The organism is Ralstonia sp. R-29 (assembly GCF_049913345.1).
GTDB lineage: Bacteria > Pseudomonadota > Gammaproteobacteria > Burkholderiales > Burkholderiaceae > Ralstonia.
Map to the genome: position 1 here is coordinate 1243417 of NZ_CP184377.1, position 18838 is coordinate 1262254.

At 59.0% G+C, this 18838-nt stretch carries 10 protein-coding genes; 6 read left to right on the forward strand and 4 right to left on the reverse strand.

The genetic code is table 11. The features are described from left to right. Nucleotides 1–383: 383 nt before the first annotated feature. From ACN9M1_RS05865 to ACN9M1_RS05890, 6 genes are all read left to right on the forward strand, one after another. The gene (locus ACN9M1_RS05865) at nucleotides 384–2636 is read left to right on the forward strand and encodes an RHS repeat domain-containing protein (RefSeq protein WP_426398198.1); all 2253 of its coding nucleotides are present in this window, start codon (nucleotides 384–386) and stop codon (nucleotides 2634–2636) included. A gap of 26 nt (nucleotides 2637–2662) precedes the next feature. Next, on the forward strand, nucleotides 2663–6361 hold the full coding sequence (locus ACN9M1_RS05870; RefSeq protein WP_426398200.1) for a discoidin domain-containing protein: 3699 nt from the start codon (nucleotides 2663–2665) through the stop codon (nucleotides 6359–6361). Nucleotides 6362–6802: 441 nt separating this feature from the next. Next, nucleotides 6803–9214: a DUF6531 domain-containing protein gene (locus ACN9M1_RS05875; RefSeq protein WP_426398810.1), complete on the forward strand. Its 2412-nt coding sequence runs from the start codon at nucleotides 6803–6805 to the stop codon at nucleotides 9212–9214. A 196-nt stretch (nucleotides 9215–9410) separates the two neighbouring features. After that, nucleotides 9411–11690: an RHS repeat-associated core domain-containing protein gene (locus tag ACN9M1_RS05880; protein ID WP_426398202.1), complete on the forward strand. Its 2280-nt coding sequence runs from the start codon at nucleotides 9411–9413 to the stop codon at nucleotides 11688–11690. A 6-nt stretch (nucleotides 11691–11696) separates the two neighbouring features. Continuing rightward, complete coding sequence (locus tag ACN9M1_RS05885) at nucleotides 11697–12086, forward strand: hypothetical protein (RefSeq protein ID WP_426398204.1); 390 nt, start codon at nucleotides 11697–11699, stop codon at nucleotides 12084–12086. Nucleotides 12087–12433: 347 nt separating this feature from the next. Then, on the forward strand, nucleotides 12434–12874 hold the full coding sequence (locus ACN9M1_RS05890) for a pyrophosphatase (protein WP_426398205.1): 441 nt from the start codon (nucleotides 12434–12436) through the stop codon (nucleotides 12872–12874). A 6-nt stretch (nucleotides 12875–12880) separates the two neighbouring features. On the opposite strand, the gene ACN9M1_RS05895 is transcribed toward ACN9M1_RS05890, so the two are convergent. The 4 genes from ACN9M1_RS05895 to ACN9M1_RS05910 are packed head-to-tail and all read right to left on the reverse strand — an operon-like array spanning nucleotide 12881 to nucleotide 17932. Next, the gene (locus ACN9M1_RS05895) at nucleotides 12881–13813 is read right to left on the reverse strand and encodes a hypothetical protein (protein WP_426398207.1); all 933 of its coding nucleotides are present in this window, start codon (nucleotides 13811–13813) and stop codon (nucleotides 12881–12883) included. After that, nucleotides 13810–15744 carry a hypothetical protein gene (locus ACN9M1_RS05900; protein WP_426398209.1) on the reverse strand — a complete coding sequence of 645 codons (1935 nt, stop codon included), beginning with the start codon at nucleotides 15742–15744 and terminating at the stop codon, nucleotides 13810–13812. Before ACN9M1_RS05900 ends, ACN9M1_RS05895 begins: the two co-directional genes overlap by 4 nt. 26 nt (nucleotides 15745–15770) lie before the next feature. Then, the gene (locus ACN9M1_RS05905; protein ID WP_426398210.1) at nucleotides 15771–16661 is read right to left on the reverse strand and encodes a phosphoribosyltransferase-like protein; all 891 of its coding nucleotides are present in this window, start codon (nucleotides 16659–16661) and stop codon (nucleotides 15771–15773) included. A gap of 11 nt (nucleotides 16662–16672) precedes the next feature. Next, a complete protein-coding gene (locus ACN9M1_RS05910) occupies nucleotides 16673–17932 on the reverse strand; it encodes an N-6 DNA methylase (RefSeq protein WP_426398212.1) in 1260 nt (419 codons plus the stop codon). Between the last annotated feature and the right edge of the window lie 906 nt (nucleotides 17933–18838).

Consider the following 18838-nt stretch of genomic DNA (forward strand, 5'->3'; position numbering starts at 1 on the left):
AAATGAAAGATCAGTCTATCGGTACTGGTTGTGTTCGATCAGGCCAAAGAATCCAAACCTGGCGAGCCACAACCAGCTTCGCAAAGCTTGCATTGTCGAGCGTTACGGTCGTTCTTTCGCTTCTCCCGAGCCTGTCATTTGGCGGCACCGCAGTCACCCGCGTTGAGGCGCAACTGCTCTGGCGTGCTACGGAGTGTATAGGCAGCGACAATTTCTACGACACAGAAGGCCAAGCTGTTCAAGCGAGCATTGCCTGCTACCGCGCGAGGAATCAGTCCGGTATCTACTCTGGCGACTTTGCGTGCCCCGGTGTCGAAATGGTGAATGGCCAAGCCGTCTATCGATGCTCGACCATTTCTAACCCGGATCCGTCGTCCCCAGTGATGACAACGAAATCCGCATTTATGGCGGGTTCTGCATGCCCGGATGGCTTCAGTGGGGCGCGTCAAGTCAGAATAGATAACGCTGGCAACAGCATTCTCTACTGCGAGTTGACTAAAACAAAACCCGATCCGCCGCAAACGGGTTGCCATTGGGTTGGCAACCCCATCGAGCCCACTTCGGGGGTCAAGAAGCAAACAGAGTCGGACTACCGTGCACCGAACGGTCTGCTGCAGTTCGTCCGTACGTATCGCAGCGATGTCGGGCAGTTCACCTCGGCCGTGTCGTCGTCCGGCTTCTTCGACTACACCAGCGCCCCGTCGGCGCCGACGGGGCGCTGCGTCAACGGTCATTGGTCCAATACCTATGCCAAGGATGCAAGCGGCAACACCCTTCAGGGGTCGTTTTGCTTCCCGTTGACGCCCATTGGTCCCAACAACGGCTCGCCGCGGGCACTGCTCTGGGACGAAGCTGGCCGCCAGATTGACTTCGACATGAGCAACGGAACGCCGGTGCCCAACGCCGATGTCAATGATCGCGCCATCAAGACCACCGATGCCTCCGGCAACGTGCAATGGCGTTTGACGCGCGAGGACAACGCGATAGAACTGTACGCGGCCAATGGTGCACTGCTGAGTCGTACGACAGCGGATGGTAAGACCGTGACGTACAGCTACTCGACCGCCAGTACCCCAGCGGCAATTGCGCCCGCCAGCGGGTTGCTGATCGCGCAGACCGATCCGTTTGGGCGAACGCTCGCCTTCCAGTACAACAGCGCCGGGCTGATGACCCAGATGACGGATCCAGCCGGGCAGGCCTATCTCTATACCTACGACACAACCAGCGCTGAGTGCGCCGGCGGAACTTGCGGCCGAGTGGTGCAGGTTCAGTTCCCAGACCAGTATGCGCGCCAGTATCTGTACAACGAATCGAATTTGATCGGTGCGTCTACGCCGCCCAGCCCGCCGTTGTTGACCGGGATTAACGAAGTCTGGCCTGCAACATCCGCTTCTTCTGGTCAGACCGTGCGAGCGAGCACATTCGGTTATGACAGCAACGGCTTGTCGAGCCTCACGCAAAGGGCTGGCGGCCTCGATCAATATGCCGTTACCAGCCGATCTAGCGATTCCGTCACCGTAACGGATCCCCTAGGTGCACAACGCACGACGGCATTCCAGACGCTGTTGGGTGCGACCCGCCCCACCAGCAAGTCGCAGCCCGCCGGCAGCGGATGCTCGGCCTCCACGACGTCATGGTCCTATGACGCGCAGGGCAACGCCACCAGCACGCTGGATGTCAACTCGAATCAGACTTGCTCCGCGTATGACCTGAGCCGCAACCTGGAGACGACGCGTGTTCAAGGGCTCAGCAACACGGCGGCGTGCAGCACCTATACGGCGACAGGAGCAACCCTGCCAGCGGGCAGTCTCAAGGTGAGCACGCAGTGGCACCCGGACTGGCGGCTGGAGGTAAAGAGGGCCGAGCCAGGGAGGATCGTCACCAACGTATATAACGGCCAGGCTGACCCGCTCAACGCCAATGCCCCAGCGAGCTGCGCCCCTTCGACGGCCTTGCTGCCGGACGGTAAGCCCATTGCGGTGCTGTGCAAGCAGGTGGAACAGGCGACGACCGATACGGATGGTAGCCAGGGATTCAGCGCGACCCTGCAAAGCGCCGTTCCCAATCGCGTCACGAGTTGGACTTACAACGCCTACGGACAAATCCTGACTCAGACCGACCCACTGAAGAACACCACGATCTACGCGTACTACGGCGACACCAGCTTCACAGGAGCAGATCCGAATGCCGTGGGCCACACACTGGGCGATCTGCAAAGCCGGACTAACGCCAAGGGTCAGGTGACGCGCTACACGAAGTACGACAAACACGGCAACGTGTTGGAGAGCATGGATGCAAATGGTGTGATCACAACCAACACCTACGACGTGAGGCAGCGCCCGTTGACCACGAGCGTGGGTGGCCGGACTACGACTTACGTGTACGACCCGGCGGGTCAGTTGCTCAAGGTCGCAGAGGCAGACGGCAGTTGGCTCGGCTATGAATACGATGCCGCGCATCGGTTGACAGCCGTGACGGATAGCTTGGGAAACCGCATCGAATATGCGCTCGATAACGCAGGCAATCGGACCAGCCAGAGTGTGAAGGACCCGAGTGGTGCGCTGGTTCGCAAAGTTACGCGGGTGATGGACAGCCTTAGCCGCTTGCAAAAGCTTACGGTCGGTGCTGCGCAGTAAAACAACGACATCCACAACGAACTAACATGCCGCAAAACAATTTGCCCCGTGCTTCGAGTGTCCGGTCACCAGCACGGGCTATTGCCTTCACATTGCTGTTGTCCTCCTTCGGATTCGGTTTGCCTGCTGCAGTCGCGATACCCACGGATTCGAGCACGGCTGCACTTGAGACCCGGCTGCGCGAAGCACGCCTGTTCGAGGAGCCCCTGATCGCTACAGGTCCAAGCAGTATTGAGGAGCAGCAAGCGCTCTGGGAAGCTATTCAGCAGTACCGTGACGGCGAAGGTGCCGAGGCCTTTGTGCCATTGCAAGCATTTCTCGACCAGTATCCGGACAGCCCATGGAGCCTTGCTCTGCGGACGAATATGGGGCTGGCGTACTACCACCTCGGCTACTTTTCGCGGGCCATCGATGCATGGGAGGCAGCATGGCGAGATACGCGTGCCCCGGCGCAGCCGGCCACAAAACGTCTTGCCGATCGCGCGCTGGGCGAGTTGATCCGGATGCACGCCCGTATCGGACATGCCGACCGGGTGAACGCACTCCTGAAGGAAGCCGAGAGCCGTCCGCTGCAAGGCGCTGCAACCGAGGCTGTTGCCGGTGCACGGGAAGGCCTGTGGGTGATGCGAAACGACCCCGGCGTTGCGTACCTGTGCGGCCCGATGGCACTCAAGAGCATCCTGCAGTTTCAAGGAGCGGATAGCAGCCGTATTGCGAAGATCAACGCCGTCCGCTCAAGCCCAAACGGGGTCACGCTCGATACCGTTGGACGACTAGCTAAGCAGGTCAACCTCCAATACACCATTGCCAAGCGCAGCCCCGGCACGCCGATCCCGCTGCCCGCCGTGGTGCATTGGAAGATCAATCACTACGCCGCCATCATTGATGAGCAGAACGGACGCTATCACCTCAAAGATCCCACCTTTGGACAGGATCTCTGGATCAGCAAGGACGCGTTGGAAGCTGAAACCAGTAACTACTTCTTGATTCCTCGGCAAGCCGCCAAAAAAGCAGGCTGGAAGACGGTTGCACAAGCCGAAGCCAGGAAGGTGTTCGGTATGGGGTACACCCAGTTCTCTGATCCAGCACGGACACGTCCGAATGATCAGAAGGCGTGCGACTGCAAGAGCCCGTCGCCCGATGACGACAGCGCTGGGGATGCTGGTGCGGAGGCGCCCAGTGTCGGCATGCCGACCTACAACGTGCATGCCATGCTGGTCAGCCTCAACTTTGTTGACACACCAATCAGCTATCGGCCGCCGAAAGGGCCACCAGTCAACTTTACGCTCACCTACAACCAGCGCGAGGCCTATCAACCGGCCAACTTCAGCTATTTCAACTTCGGCCAGAAGTGGACTTCCAATTGGCTCGCGTACATCCAGGACGATCCCACCAATCCGGGTACCAGTGTCCGCCGCATCGTTGCAGGTGGGGGGGCCGTTTGGGAGAGTGATTCGTATAACTCAACTACTGGAGCGTTTGGCGCGGACCCGCAGGACATGTCTGTACTCGTGCGCACCAGCGCTACGAGCTACGAACGGCGCATGAAGGATGGCAGCAAAGAGGTGTACAGCCAACCTGATGGTGCCGCGAGCTATCCACGCCTTGTTTTCCTGAGCCAGATCATTGATCCGCAGGGAAATGCAGTCAGCCTCAATTACGATGCTCAACTGCGGCTGACTACGGTGACCGACGCGCTGGGCAAACAGAGTACGCTGGGCTACGGCAATGCAAGTAATCCATTGCTGGTCACGCAGATCACCGACCCCTTTGGTCGGACCGCCAAAATCGGCTATGACGCGGGCGGGCGCCTGAGCGACATCACCGATGCCATGGGCATGAAGTCCAGCTTCAGCTATGACGCCGGGACCTTCATCAACGCGATGACCACGCCCTATGGCACCGCCCAGTTTGCATACGGCGAGAACGGCATACAGCGTTGGGTCAACATCACAGACTCGCTAGGACAGACTGAACGCGTTGAATACGTTCACGAGGCCCCAGGCATTCCATCTTCGGAAGCCTCGACCCCGGTCGGCATGAACCTGTTCAATTCCTATCTCAACGATCGCAATACGTATTACTGGAATGCCAAGGCGTATGCCGAAGGGGCGGGGGACTACACGAGAGCTCGCATCACCCATTGGCTGCACGAAAAAGACAACGCCAACTACACTGCCGGCGTGATCGAAAGCACCAAGGCGCCTCTCGAGAATCGCGTCTGGTACAACTACCCCAACCAGCCATGGACCGGGGCTGCCGGTACGTCCGACCTACCTATATCGATAGGCCGCGTACAGGCTGATGGCAGCACCCAACTGTTGCGCTACACGTACAACGCGCAGGGCAATCGCACCAGTAAGATTGACCCGCTTGGCAACCAGACGCAATACAGCTACGCCGACAATGGCATTGACCTTCTGCGCGTCACGCAACCCAACGGTGCGGTTACCGAGTACACCTACAACAGCCAGCATCAACCGCTCACGTACCGGGATGCGGCGGGTCAGCTGACCTCCTACGCTTATAACGCGGCCGGTCAGAAAATCAGTGAAACCGATGCACTCGGGAACACGACACGCTGGGAGTACGACACGAATGGCTTCCTGCAGCGCATCGTCAACGCAGCGGGGAAATCCGAGGCGAGCTATACCTATGATGCGATCGGACGCATCGCTAGCTGGACCGATGCCGTCGGCTACAAGCTCGCATACCAGTACGATGCGCTGAATCGCTTGACGCAGGTCCAATATCCCGATGGCACGACTCGCGTGCAGACCTGGAATAAGCTCGATCTGGCAAGCAGTACCGACCAGTTAGGTCGAACCACTCAGTACGCTTACAACAGCGTGCGCAACCTGGTGCAGGTAACAGACCCGCTTGGCCGCAGTATCCAGTACGACTACTACCCAAGCGGCAAGATGAAGAGCATGACGGACAGCAATGGCACCGTCACTGCTTTGACGTACACCCCAAGCGATCGACTGGCTGAACGAACCGTCACCACGGCGAATGGGACTGTGCACGCCACATCGTACAGTTACGACAGCACTGGTCAGCTCACCCGTAAAAGCCAGCCCGACGGAACGTATACCGCGTATCAGTACGACAACGCAGGTCGGATGACAGCAGCATCTGACAGTCAAGCCAATAACGTTAGCTTCACGCTTGATCCGAACGGAAACCGCTCTCGCGACCAGTTCAAGGATGCCGTTGGCACGCTGACTCGCCAGACGACTCGCATGTTCGATGTAATGGACCGGCCTGTGCAGGTGATGGAGGGGCCATCGCTATCGTCGGGGACTGGCCCCGCATCAGGTTCCGGGCAGTTGGTCAAGATTGCGGCGGTGAACGCCAGGGCTTCTGGGTATTACGACAACACGCTTACCCCCGGTATGGCCATTGACGGCAACCTCGATACGCGCTGGGTAAGCGGCGGGTATCCAGCCCAGTGGATCGAGATTGATCTCGGGGCGCCGGTTGTCCTTCGATCAATGCGGCTGATGCCCGATCAGGACGCCACTGGCAATACCACCCACGTTATTACAGGCGACGTGGTTCCATCCCCAACGAACGTGCTGGGGACGCTGTCCGGCACGACCTCGAATCACGAGTGGGTGACATTCACGCCGACCAGCTCGCCGTCGCCGGTGCGCTATATCCGCATCACAACGACCAGCAGCCCGTTTTGGGTGATGTGGTACGAGCTTGAGTTCTACAAATGAGAGGTTCCACATATACCTATGCGGGAACCGCTGACTGACGGAACAGACCGCTACACCGACGCGCGGGTTGGGCGGACGCGATGAGTTCACGTCTTAGGGTGACAACTGGCTCAGCCTCCATAGAGCCAACAAGAAAAACGCGCTGCTGATGCGCTTGTTAGCCCTGGCACGCCAGCAAGGACTGGCGCTTTCGCTCCCAAATGGCCTCTTGTCACCAGATCCGCAAACGAGAGACCTATGCGCCCAACCAAATCCGACAACACCGAGAGTTATGTAATGCCTACAAGAAAAGAAGAGGTGAAGATGAGAGGAAAGGGTTTTCGAAAGCCGTACCAGATAGGGCTTCTCACGGTTACCGCGGTGTTGGCACACGCGAACGCGTATGCCGGATTTCAGTGGTCCGACACCGCAGGTGGGCGATGCGTGGCGACGATTCAAGAAATGTGCACGGCTCGGGTCGGCGTAAAAGGTCTAGTCCAGTCGTCGACGCCCGACTCTGATACGACTTGTTATGAAACGTATACCGATGGAAATTCGGGAAGCGTCGGTTTTAATTCTTGCGGTCTGCCTGACACACCTGAGGAGAGCTGTTCGGCCTCAAGTGCCCGGCCTGTATCAAATCCTGTGTTTCCAGGGTCCGGCATCAAAATCCAATTAGAGAGGGACTATCAAGGTGCTGGCCCTCAGGCGTTGGTATTTGAGCGAACGTATCGCAGTACTGTCGCGCAATCGTCGTCCTTCACCGCCAGCCAGGGAGACCTCGGCCTGGGTTGGACCCACGCGTGGCATCGATACGTCCAAATGCTGACGCAAAGCAGCGTGGCGCTGCGGCGTCAGGACGGCAATACGAGAACATTCCATCTGGCAAACGGAAGTTGGCTTGCGGACAACGGTAGTCGAGACAACCTCGTGCGGCTACTGGATACCCAAAATAATCTATTGGGCTGGAAGCTGAACGTACTGGATGACGGGAGCACGGAGACCTACGATGCGAATGGATTGCTTTCTAGCGTCACCGCTCCAAATGGTGAAACAACGCGGCTGACCTACAGCGATGCATCCACTGCGACTACAACGGCCCCGTCAGCCGGTCTATTGATCAGCGTCCAAAACGGTTTTGGACGCAAGCTGGCATTTACCTATGATTCAAATAAGCGCATTAGCTCAGTGATCGATCCGACCGGGGGCGTCACGCAGTATGCCTATAGCCCTGCCGGACAGCTAATCTCGGTGACTTGGCCAGATGCAACAACGCGGCAATACGTCTATGAGGACAGTCGGTTTCCTTGGGCACTGACAGGCATTGTTGATGAGAACGGAACGCGTTACAGCACCTACGCGTACGACGATTCGGGTCGAGCGATTGCGAGCGAGCATGCGGGGGCTGTGGACCGTTATCAATTCCTGTATGGGACGAATAATCAAACGACTGTTGTTGATCCCACAGGGAAGAGCAGCGTCTATACGTTTCTCCGACAAAACGGCGTGCTATTGCCGACTGCGGTGAGCGCCCCCTGCGGGCTGTGCGGCAGCACGCGCAGTAGCAGCAGCTACGACGCCAACAACAACCTGATCCAGGAAACCGATTATCTGGGCAACGTCACTACACACAGTTACGACAGCCAGAATCGGGAGATCCAGCGCGTGGAGGGGGCGGGGACGCCTGGCGCTCGCACTGTCACCACTGTGTGGCATCCGAAATTCTCGAATCTGCCCACCCAGATCGCCTTGCCAACCAAGCTGCAGAACTACAGTTACGACACTGGCGGCAATTTGATCAGCTATAGCGAGACGCCGACCACCGACGCTAACGGTAGCCAGGGCTTCAATGCAACGGCTACAGGTCCGACGCGCACGACCACGTGGACCTACACCGCAGATGGTCAGGTCGCCAGCCGTAGCGGTCCGCGTACGGATGTCAACGACGGCACGGCATACGTCTATCGCACGGCAGACGACACCAGCAGCCCGCCGCAATACCGCAAGGGCGACTTGTACCAGATCGTCGACGCAGCTGGGCATGCCACGACCATTAATCAGTACGACGCGAATGGCCGCCCGCTGCGGATGACGGACGCCAACGGCACGGTGACAACCTCTACGTACTCGAGCCGGGGCTGGCTCATCAGCCAGACGACGACACCGTTGAACGGAGCAGGGCAGACCACTAGCTACGACTACGACAAGGCGGGGCAGCTAATTAAGGTGAACCGGCCCGATGGCGGCACGATGAGTCTCAGCTACGACGGAGCGCATCGGCTGATCGGGGCGGCGGATAGCGCGGGCAACAGCGTCAGCTACACGCTGGATGCGATGGGCAACCGCACACAGGAACAGTCCAAGGATCCGAGTGGGAACCTGGCTCGCCAGATCACCCGGGTGTTTGATTCGATGAACCGGCCATTGCAGGTGACCGTGGGAACGTCACCACAGGTAAAACCACAGCCCGGTACCGGGCCGTTGGTCAAAGTCATCCCGTTGGGTGCTACCGCATCGGGGTTCTATGCAGACGGCTATCAGGCAACGATGGCTTTGGATGGCAACACCAGTACGTACTGGCTGAACACCAATGCCCCTCAGTGGATCGAGATCGATCTTGGAGCTCCTGTGGTGCTTCGATCGATTCGCTTGCTGGTCAACCAGCAGCCTAATGGCCCTTCAACACACGTCATTACAGGTGATGTGGCTCCGGCCCCGACCAATGTGCTGACAACTCTGTCGGGTCAAACCGCCGATCAGCAGTGGCTCACCTTTACGCCGAGCGACACGTTGCCGCCAACGCGATTCATTCGAATCACCACCACCAGCAGTTCCTCGTGGGTCTCGTGGCGAGAGCTTGAGTTCTATAAGTGAGCAGTCGTATGCGAATCGTTTATATCGCTACCTATAGGGTCTTCACGTCCGGCGGTGCGGTTTTTGCACTAGGTGGAGGCGCAATACACGAAGACGCGGTACTTACACAAGGCTAGGGGCAAGTCATTGCAGATTGGCAAGCATCGAGATACTCAGACACGTACAACGAATCAAGGGCAGGGGGTAAATACTCAACATGCGACACACTAAACTGTATCGAGCGCTCAGCGCGGCGGTGCTGCTGAGTCTAAGCGGGCAACTGCTGGCCCAGACCACGCAGTACTCCACCACGCAGTACACCTACGACGCGGCGGGCAACCTGACGCAGGTGACCGATCCTCGAGGCTTGGTGACCACGTTCACCTACGACGCCCTGGGCCGCCGCACGCAAGTGCAGGCCCCGCCCGCCGCATCGGGTGGAGCTGCCCCGGTGACCGTGTTCAACTACGACGGCCAGGACCGCGTCACCAAGGTCACCGACCCACGCAGCCTGGTGACCGCCTACACCATCGACGGCCTGGGCAACACCACTGCCCAGCAAAGCCCGGACACCGGCACCACGAACGCGACGTACGACGCCGCCGGCAACCTGATCACCCGTACCGACGCCCGCGGCAAGACCACCACATACACCTATGACGCCCTGAACCGGCTCACCAAGGCAACATACGCCAGCGGCACCCCCACCGTCATGGAATACGACGGTGGCACCAGCCCGCAGCCCAACGACATCGGTCACCTCACCAAGATCACCGACGAGTCCGGCAGCACGCGCTTCCAGTACGACGGCTTCGGCAATCTGGTGCGCATGGCCCAGACCAGCACCGCCAATAGCGTTACCGTCACGCAAACGGTGTCGTACGCCTACGGCACTTCTGGCAGCAGCACCGGCCACGTGGTCAGCCAGACCTACCCGAGCGGTAACGTCATTGGCTACAGCTACGATGCGGGCGGCCGCATCGCCGGCCTCACGCTGACCACCGCCAAGGGCAATACCGCATTGCTGTCGAGCATCCAGTACCAACCGTTCGGCAAGCCCACCGGCTGGACCTGGGGCAATGGCACCGCCTATACACGCAGCTTCGACCTCAACGGTCGCCTGACCCAGTTCCCGCTCGGGGCGACCACCGGCACCGGTGCCACCCCGAACGGCCTGTCGCGCACCGTCAACTACGACGTCGCCTCACGCATCACGGCGTACACCCACACGGACACAGCAGGCAGCCCGAGCAGCAGCACGGCCACGGCCGCCAACCAGACGTTTGGCTACGACGACAACGACCGGCTGATCAGCTATCTGCCGGCGGCCAGCAGCCAGAGCTACAGCTACGACGCCAACGGCAACCGCACCGGCCAGACCATCGGCGGTAGCAGCTACACCCAAACCATTGACCCGGCGAGCAACCGTCAGACGGCCAGCACGGGCCCGACCCCCACGACGAACAGCTACGACGCGGCGGGCAACCAGACCAGTGACGGCAACGTCACGTACAGCTACAGCGACCGGGGCAGGCTGGCCAGTGTCACCAAGGCGGGCACGACCACAAGCTACCTGTACAACGGCCTCGGCCAACGCATCACAAAGACCGGCAGCAGCGTGCCGAGCGGAGCGACGCGCTACGCATACGACGCCGCCGGTCACCTGATCGGCGAATACGACCAAACAGGCGCCCCCGTCCAGGAGACGGTGTACCTGGGCGACACGCCGGTGGCGACGATCAAGAACCAAACCGCGTACTACGTGTATGCGGACCAGATCGACACGCCGCGGGTGATCACGGACATGAACAACCTGATGGTGTGGCGGTGGGATCAGGCGGATCCGTTTGGGGTGGCAGCGCCGAATGAGAACCCGACGAGCCTCGGCACCTTCACGTACAACCTACGCTTCCCCGGCCAGGTCTATGACGCGGAGACGGGCAAGCACTACAACGTGAATCGGGACTACGATCCGGTGGGTGGGCGCTACGTGCAGTCCGATCCGATTGGGCTCAGCGGAGGGCAGCCCTCGACCTACGCCTATGTCGACGGGAAACCGACCAGCAACGTCGATCCGCTTGGGCTGATGGGGTACGGCACTGCCGGGTCGTCTGGCAGTAGCTCGTCGGCATCTCAGTCAAATAGCTGCTCGCAGACCTGTGACTGTGGCCCGGATTATTGGGATCGGTATATGGATTTCGCGCTTCAATATACCGTCAACGTTGGACCATACGCGATGGCTATGGCCGGTGGGCTAATGCCGAAATCGTGGGCGCCAGCAACTGGATTTAGGCCGCCTTTGCTGGGGTCGTCGAATCCGCTCACTAGCGTTCCCCGTGGCCTTGGCATCCCTGGCACAGGTGGAGCGGTGGTAAGAACTGGAGCTGCGGGCATTGGGCTGGCTACAGTAGGAATCGGCATCTACAACGCTACGGTGTTGGCAGAGGGCTTGGTGTACGCTATCCCGGGCGGTGGAAGCTGCGCTTGCAAGAAGTGAGATGCCATGAACCTATTATTTATCTCTATAGTGGCAGTGGCGATTGTGGCGGTTCTGGGATTTAAGGCTTTGGCCAGAAAATCCTTTGGTAAAGAACGAGAGCCGCTATCGTTGGTGGAAATCTACGCGCTAGTAAACAACCGAGTTTCGGCAGAGGTTTTTAACGAGGTTTGGTCAAAGGTTGGGGATGCGTTCTCGATTGATCCTCGATTAGTTCGGCCGGACGATACCCTGAAAAGTCTCAACGCGATTGATAGCTGGGACTTGGGTAAAGGTGGGGACACTCTTAGTCAGTGGCTCGAAAATAAGCAACTCGGCAAGCCGCCGGCGCTGGAGACAGTTCTGGATTTGGCTTTATGGATCGAGGCTTCCAAAGGGACGCGCAAGGATGTTTAGTTGTTTGCGTGCCCTTCCACGTTGAGCGCTCAAGTGGCCAGCAACGCCCTCCCATGCGGTGGGCGTCGTTGTTTCTAGGGTTGTTGTTTGGTGTTGCGCCAGGCGAGGCTAGCGGCGAGCGCTTCATCGCGGGAAGCAAAGGTCTCGCTGGGTCCGTGATAGCTCTCCGCTCTCGTCTAGTGCGCTCCCCGAGACGGAACGCATCAAGCTGACAGCACATTCTGTGCTGCGGAAATGAGACAGACGACACTCGCTCGCCCTAGCCGGGGACGTCAAGCGGCATTCAGGAGCATGTCCCATGCATCGGTTCTGTTACCGTAAACGCTCGGACGTTATTGGAGAAACAATTGAGCAACCCGTCCTTTGCAAAACGCATCGCCGACATGAACGCGATGTATAAGCTGCCGGCGCAAGCGACGCCGGGCCTGCCTGCCGACCCAGCAGATCGGTTGCGCAAGTTCAAGGCCACACTCTTGGACGAGATCAACGAGATCGACGATATCGTCGCTGCTTGTGAACGCAATGCTGAGCCCATTGACGTCTTAGTCGCAGTTGCTGACCTGCTGGGTGATGTCATCGTTTACTGTCGATCAGAGGCGCTGAAATACGGCATCCCGCTCGAAGAGGTTCTGTCCGTTATCATGGACAGTAACGAGAGCAAGCTCGGCGCGGATGGCAAGCCCATCTACGACGACAACGGCAAGTTCTTGAAGGGGCCGAACTACTGGAAGCCCGAGCCGAAGATCAGGGAACTCCTGCAGGCCGCCCTTGCTAACGCCGAGGCATGAACCGGCTCAGACGGTTGCGGCTGGCGCCGCAGCCGCCGATGCGTCGCTGCGGTCGATCGTCACCGTGAATCGGTGCCAAAGGTCAACGCCCGAGGAACGCTTCTTCTTGCGACGTGGGTGGTCGAACAGAAGGCCAACCTGAGTGGGATAGACACTCGCGAAGATCGCTGACGCAATGCCGCATGGCTTCGGGCCGATGGGAGCAACAAACATCCGCTTTTCGGCACCAAGCGTGTCGCGCGTACGTTCTAGGCATTCGAACGCAGCCTCAGGGTCGTTGGCCGAGCAATAGTCGAGCTGCAGCTTGTGGCTTTCCAAGGCCGTGAGGTGCGGAATGATGGCGTCGAGCTCCCAGCCCGGGTGGTATGCCGGGATCCCGAACACCACCTTTACGTACTTCGACGCGATCATCTGGTATTCCTCAAGTGCGCGGTCGAGCCGCTCAGGCTCGAAGCCGAGGAAGAAGACCCCGGCTTCGACCTCCTCGCTGGCCAGGTCCACGATCGCGTTAGGGATGGCCCCGTAACCGCGTGTTGGCTCGGACAACGCGAACAGCTCTGCGCCCTTGCCGTCGCGCGTGTACTCGGCCGGCTCAACGTAGATGATGTTGATCGAGGTGGCGCCGCACGCCAGCAGAGCGTTGACTGCACAAAACAGCTCGGCAAAGCCGAGCGTGGTGGCTTCCAGCACCACCTTGCGCCAGTCATACTCGCTTAGCAGTTCGGCGGCTGAGTCGCTGGACTTCTTCCGTGTACCGACGGTCAGCGACATGTCGTCAACACCGAAGCTCAGCGGAACTCTGCTGCTTTCAGGCGCGCTTTGGCAGGCCGACTTACCTCGATCATCCAATTCCTCGCCGTGCAGCAGGATCATCCCCTCGGGAAGTTGGAGGTCTGCAGCGCTTTTTCCGGAGACTGAGAAAAACTTCGTCTTCATCATAACTGCAAGCCGAGTTGTTGGACGTCAGCCTCCGATAGCTGCCGCGCGAGGCCACGTGCCAGCTCCTTGTATTCGTTCTCGGTACCCATCACCAGCGTGTGGAACTGTTCCACCGAGATTTCGAGCTTACGCTTGCGCCTGTAGCTGATTTGGAAGTAGGGCGCGTAGATAGGGTTCAACTGGTAGTCGACGATGTCCTGGCCAACCCCCGACTTTGATTTGGTTTCCAATTGTTCGACCAAGATGCCGTAACGGAGCGCCTCCGCGATGAAATCCAGCTCGGCTTCATCGAGTGAGCGACCGCCGGAATTGATCGTGAACTGGTTCTGCTCGGGCTCGCTCATGGTCGGGCTGGCTTGCAACGCCCGAAAGATATTGCCCAGCCTCAGTACGAACATCCGCAGCGGCTCGCCGAACCGCCCAAAGGTTCGGATTTCCTTGATCAATTGTTCTGACGCGTCATATGCCGCGCGGCACTGGATCGACACCGCGTACGGCGCGTCTGGCTGGTCGCGCAATTCGGCGACTTCAAGGGTCTTATAACAAAGGATAAGGAAGTTCCGTAGGTTGTTGTTCGACATCGTGCACAGAGTTTCGAAGCCGCTGTACAGCGGGCATTCGCGCCCGAAAGGTCGATACAACTCCAGCAGGGACCCGAATAGGTTGTTGTGCACCCAACTGCTGCTGAACTGCCCCTTCTGATCGGCGGCAAAGTTCTTCAGTTCGGCCAGTACCTTGTCAGGGTGAAGTGTTTCTCGGTTAAGCAGCGCGGGCAGCGTAACGACCGCTTCAGCCGGCGCGCCCTCGAACAGGAAGTCATCGACGGTCAGGCTGCTTCTGCGATCTTTCAGGGCTTTGCTGATCCTCTCGTGGATGCTCTTGCGCAGCGGGGCTTGCTGCAAAGCGTGGCCGGCGATCTGCTTGTCCGTCATGCTGGGGAACCGCGAGCGCATGTCCGCCACCACCGCCTTCTGATATGCGGGCGTCTGGCGCTCAGCCAGCCGGTCGTGCGACCTGACGATATCCAGCCGCTGGCTCTCCGCTCGGCCAGCAGCGATGTCCAGGTTGCCGAGGAACACCTCGGCGAAAAAAATCATCGCGGCCTCGCTGAGGGCCAGCAAGTAGTCCAGGTCTACCAACCGGTAGTCGTGGGTTGCATTGATTGACTCGGAGCCGGACGTGTCGTTGTCGGATGGATGTTCCTTCGACGTGAAGCTGACGATCATCGGGCGCTGGCTGTGCTTTAGGAAGGAGTTCAGCACGTGGCGCTGGTAGGGCACCAGGTTCTCGACCTCATCGACGTAGACAAAGACGGCGAGCGTCGAAAGCGCCACGTTGGCCTGCAAGTCGGCGATCAAGGATAGGATGAACTCTCGGCCCGGGGGCAGGACAGGGCAGTCCATGGCCTTGACATTGGACACCCAGGTCGTGAATCTGCGCCGCAGCGATTCAAGGTACTTGGTCAGTTCGCGCACGCTAGTGGGTGCCTCGGCGAGGTAGTCCGCCGCGCTGGGCAGGCTTAGCGTAGCCAGGTCTTCACGGTTGAAGCCGGAGAAGGCGCTCTCGGCGATGGTCTCAACGGCATGCAGGAGTTCAGTGGCGATCACCAGGCCGAAGTAGCTCTCGAACACCACGCTCCATTCGTTCTCCTCGATGCCGCGGTGCTTCAGCGAGCTGCAGAACTGAGTGTCGACGCGCCAGTAGATGCCGACATGGCTAATCGCATCGGATGGGATTTCCTTGCGTCGCTTGGAAAACGCGGTGTGGTAGTCGAAGTACTTCAGCAGCATGGTCTTGCCGCAGCCCCGCTTGCCGGTAATGTAGACCGAGCGCGTGGCCGACGTGAGAGCCAACCGGTCGAAGTAGGGGGGAATGAAGAACTCGCCCCAAACGTCGGCGCTGTGTTCCTCCGCGCGGGTGCGCGCGAGCATGGAAGCGTCAATATGCATGATCAAGCCTACCGTTCGACCAGAGGTTTCCAGGTCTTGGAAACGCCCCAGAGCAATTGAATCGAGTCATCCGGCACGCCGTGGCTGAACGCAACCAACGCCCCGATGTCGCCGTAACCATTGCCTTCATTTCCATCATCGAATGGCTGGGCGCGTTTGTGGACCTCAGCGTAAACCTCAAGGGGCGATTTCTCGTACGTCCACTGCTGGGTCTCGATCCACTTCTGGGACAACGCGGCAAAGCAGGTTTCGGGCATCAGCAGCTCACCGTGAAACAGCGGCACCTGCGCGAACTGGGCGCCAAGGTGGTGGCAAGCCGTCTGGTGCGCCATGCCGACGGCGATGGCCACGCGGCCGGTGGAATAGTCCTGCTCCCAATTGCGAAGGAAGGTTTCAAGCTGCATGCCGGTGTAGGTGCCGTCGTCCACGACAATAAACCGCTCTTTCTCGCACAGTACGTTGATGCCGGACGGGAATTGCTTCTTAATGCCGTACCGCTGGTTGATCGCCCGAGCGATCACATCACCACTCTTGCCGGGCTGCCCCATGCCGTACTGGACGAGCGACGGTGGTCCGCAGTAGAAGTCCAGACCAGCGGCGCCCTTTAGGGCATCGGTCCAAGCGACGGTCTCTCGCTGGCCGACCTGGTCGAGGAAGTGCAAGGCCGCCTGCTTCAGGGCCTGACGCATCGACGACTGCAGTTGCTCGTTGGTGCGGAAGATCAAGTTGCGTAGGATCAGCCAAGCGAGCGTCTTTTCCTCATCCGACACGAACTGCTTAACCCACACCTTGATGCGCTCGACGGACAGGGGGCTGCGCACGTTCGAGCGGCTAAGGGCGTGGACCGCCCTCTCCACGGCAAGCTGATCAAAGCCACCGAGTTGGGGTATCTGCGACATCGTGGGACGGGTCAGAACTGAATCTCAAACAGGTTGGTTTTCGACAGGAATCTTGCAGCTACACCATGAGCTGAAGAGGCTAGGGCATGCCTACCCAGATCGCTTTCGAAAAATCGATATAGGCGCTCGCGATGCTCATCCGTCGCGCGCAACGCAAATATGCAGTCGCTAATAACGCACGGTCCGTGAACTACCAAGGCTAGACGGTCTTGAAGGGATCTGCCCACGCGGGCAAGCAGAATGTCGCCAGGTAGTGCCAGTCGGACGTTTCGCGACATTTGAAGAGTTTTGCGCTCGCTAAGCGCAAAGCGCTTTGGCACGACCCTCACGGCGTGCGCGCCTAGCGATTCTGAAAAGTCGCCTAGGTGGAACACGGGAACCGGGAACGCTGAAATTGCGGACGAGCAGATTGTCCCTCGCACGACGTCCGTCAACGCTTGGCGGACAGGTATCCGCATCGGGCCTTCGTCACTACGCTGAGGAGAGACGACTCGCGCATGATAAGTAAAGTCCAGTCGTTTAACTGCCGCATCCTGCGGGATCTCAATCGGCGCGCTCAGTTGCCCGTCGAGCCCCATCTGCCTGAGTATTACTTGATTCGTTTCGCCAGCGCTCTTGGAAAGCACAGCGAGGTAGGCCTGGGCCTCGGTGCCCTTGAATACTCCTCGTGGCAGCTGAATTACCTGCTCAACCAGATGTTGTTGAAGTAGAGCCTTGCGTACAAGGCTGAACCGTTCGGCAGTAATAAGACCATCAGGGAGGATCAGCCCGAGCTTTCCGTTCTTGCGTAACAAGCGCAGGTTTTGAGCAAGGAAGAGTAGGTCAGCGCCAGCATCGTGCCGTGAGGCTAGGGTGCCCGACAATCCAGCATCCTCCAAGATCTTGCCGAAGTCAGATCGCCACCTGGGCCGAATATATGGCGGGTTGCAGACTGCCACATCCACCGTGCCAAGAGTCAAGCCGATCTTGTCAGATAGTGCCGAGTCGAGAGCATCATGCACGTAATGGCTGTGTCGGCGCTCGGAACCGAGCTTCTCAGCATCTAGGCCCTTCGAGGCGTGGCCGTCTACGTCTACCGTCACCAACTTGGCGCTGTGCCAGCGAGTCGCGGCAGCGGTGCACAAGGAGCCGGAGCCAGAACCTAATTCAAGGACTAGCTTCGGCTTGGTTACTTCGATCCGATCAACCAAAGATTGGCTGACAATGGGCGTGGTGTAGTACCGTCCCCACGGGTCGGACGTGTGGCCGGCTCGGGCCAAAACTTCGCGCATGCCGCTAGATGACGTAACCATCTCCCTCGCCTGATACAGCACTGTTATTCTTTGAAGCCGCTACAAATACAGCGCGCCTTTCTGTAGCAAGCTATGACAGTGTATAGCAGCCAGTACTTGCGATGCCGACCTGACGTGCGTTAGATACAGCATGCCGTAATGTTGTGCATGAGAGGGTTGCTTGCGTCCCCTTTGCTGGCAACAAGCCACGGCTGAACAAGCGATATCGCCGCCAGTTTCAATCGCTTTGACGTAGTTTTACTCAGGCTTCATTATCGGCATGCGTTTTCATGCGCAAAGTCTAGGGCTTGGACCTGATACGTCCTTTTGTGTGACGCAAGGACCACTCTGGCAACTCGGGGGAAGGCGCTGCGTTTGGACATCTTTGCGTTGGCACGTAGGCGTTCCTTCATCGCCGCGGTGACCACCACGCGCTTGGATGAGCGACGAATCAAGATCTTCGGTGGGGCAGGCGCCGCCGGATTCTTCGGGTTCAAGGTTCCGCTCATCTTCTCGTTGTGCCAATAACCTAGCGGCTTCTATTTGCCCACCGAAAGGTCGAATCCCACTCGCTTACTGCCACGCGACATCAATCGCGAGCGTAGCTGGCTTGTGGTGTTCTATGGCGATGCGTTGGGCGCGCGTGCGCGCCGTTTTGATGACGCTCTCTCTCCCTCTCGCTTGCTCGGGGTTTTGGCGTGCATACCGATAGCTGCTGTGGTCAAGTGTGGGGCGGCTCGTGGGCAACCTGTGGGCAGGCTCGTAGCCTGTCCATCGGGTTGTCCATCAGCCGATCCACGCGGGCCGCGTAGCGGCTGTCCACAGCTTGATGCACCAGCGGCGCTCAACCTTCTCGCTAGCCGTCTTTGGTTTGTTTGTTTGTCTTTAAATAACAAACAAACAATA

Coding starts and splice junctions, on each gene's coding strand:
- ACN9M1_RS05905 (WP_426398210.1), bottom strand. CDS start 16,661: ATGTCGCAGATACCCCAACTCGGTGGCTTTGATCAGCTTGCCGTGGAG.
- ACN9M1_RS05875 (WP_426398810.1), top strand. CDS start 6,803: ATGTGCACGGCTCGGGTCGGCGTAAAAGGTCTAGTCCAGTCGTCGACG.
- ACN9M1_RS05865 (WP_426398198.1), top strand. CDS start 384: ATGACAACGAAATCCGCATTTATGGCGGGTTCTGCATGCCCGGATGGC.
- ACN9M1_RS05870 (WP_426398200.1), top strand. CDS start 2,663: ATGCCGCAAAACAATTTGCCCCGTGCTTCGAGTGTCCGGTCACCAGCA.
- ACN9M1_RS05880 (WP_426398202.1), top strand. CDS start 9,411: ATGCGACACACTAAACTGTATCGAGCGCTCAGCGCGGCGGTGCTGCTG.
- ACN9M1_RS05885 (WP_426398204.1), top strand. CDS start 11,697: ATGAACCTATTATTTATCTCTATAGTGGCAGTGGCGATTGTGGCGGTT.
- ACN9M1_RS05900 (WP_426398209.1), bottom strand. CDS start 15,744: ATGCTCGCGCGCACCCGCGCGGAGGAACACAGCGCCGACGTTTGGGGC.
- ACN9M1_RS05895 (WP_426398207.1), bottom strand. CDS start 13,813: ATGATGAAGACGAAGTTTTTCTCAGTCTCCGGAAAAAGCGCTGCAGAC.
- ACN9M1_RS05910 (WP_426398212.1), bottom strand. CDS start 17,932: ATGCGCGAAGTTTTGGCCCGAGCCGGCCACACGTCCGACCCGTGGGGA.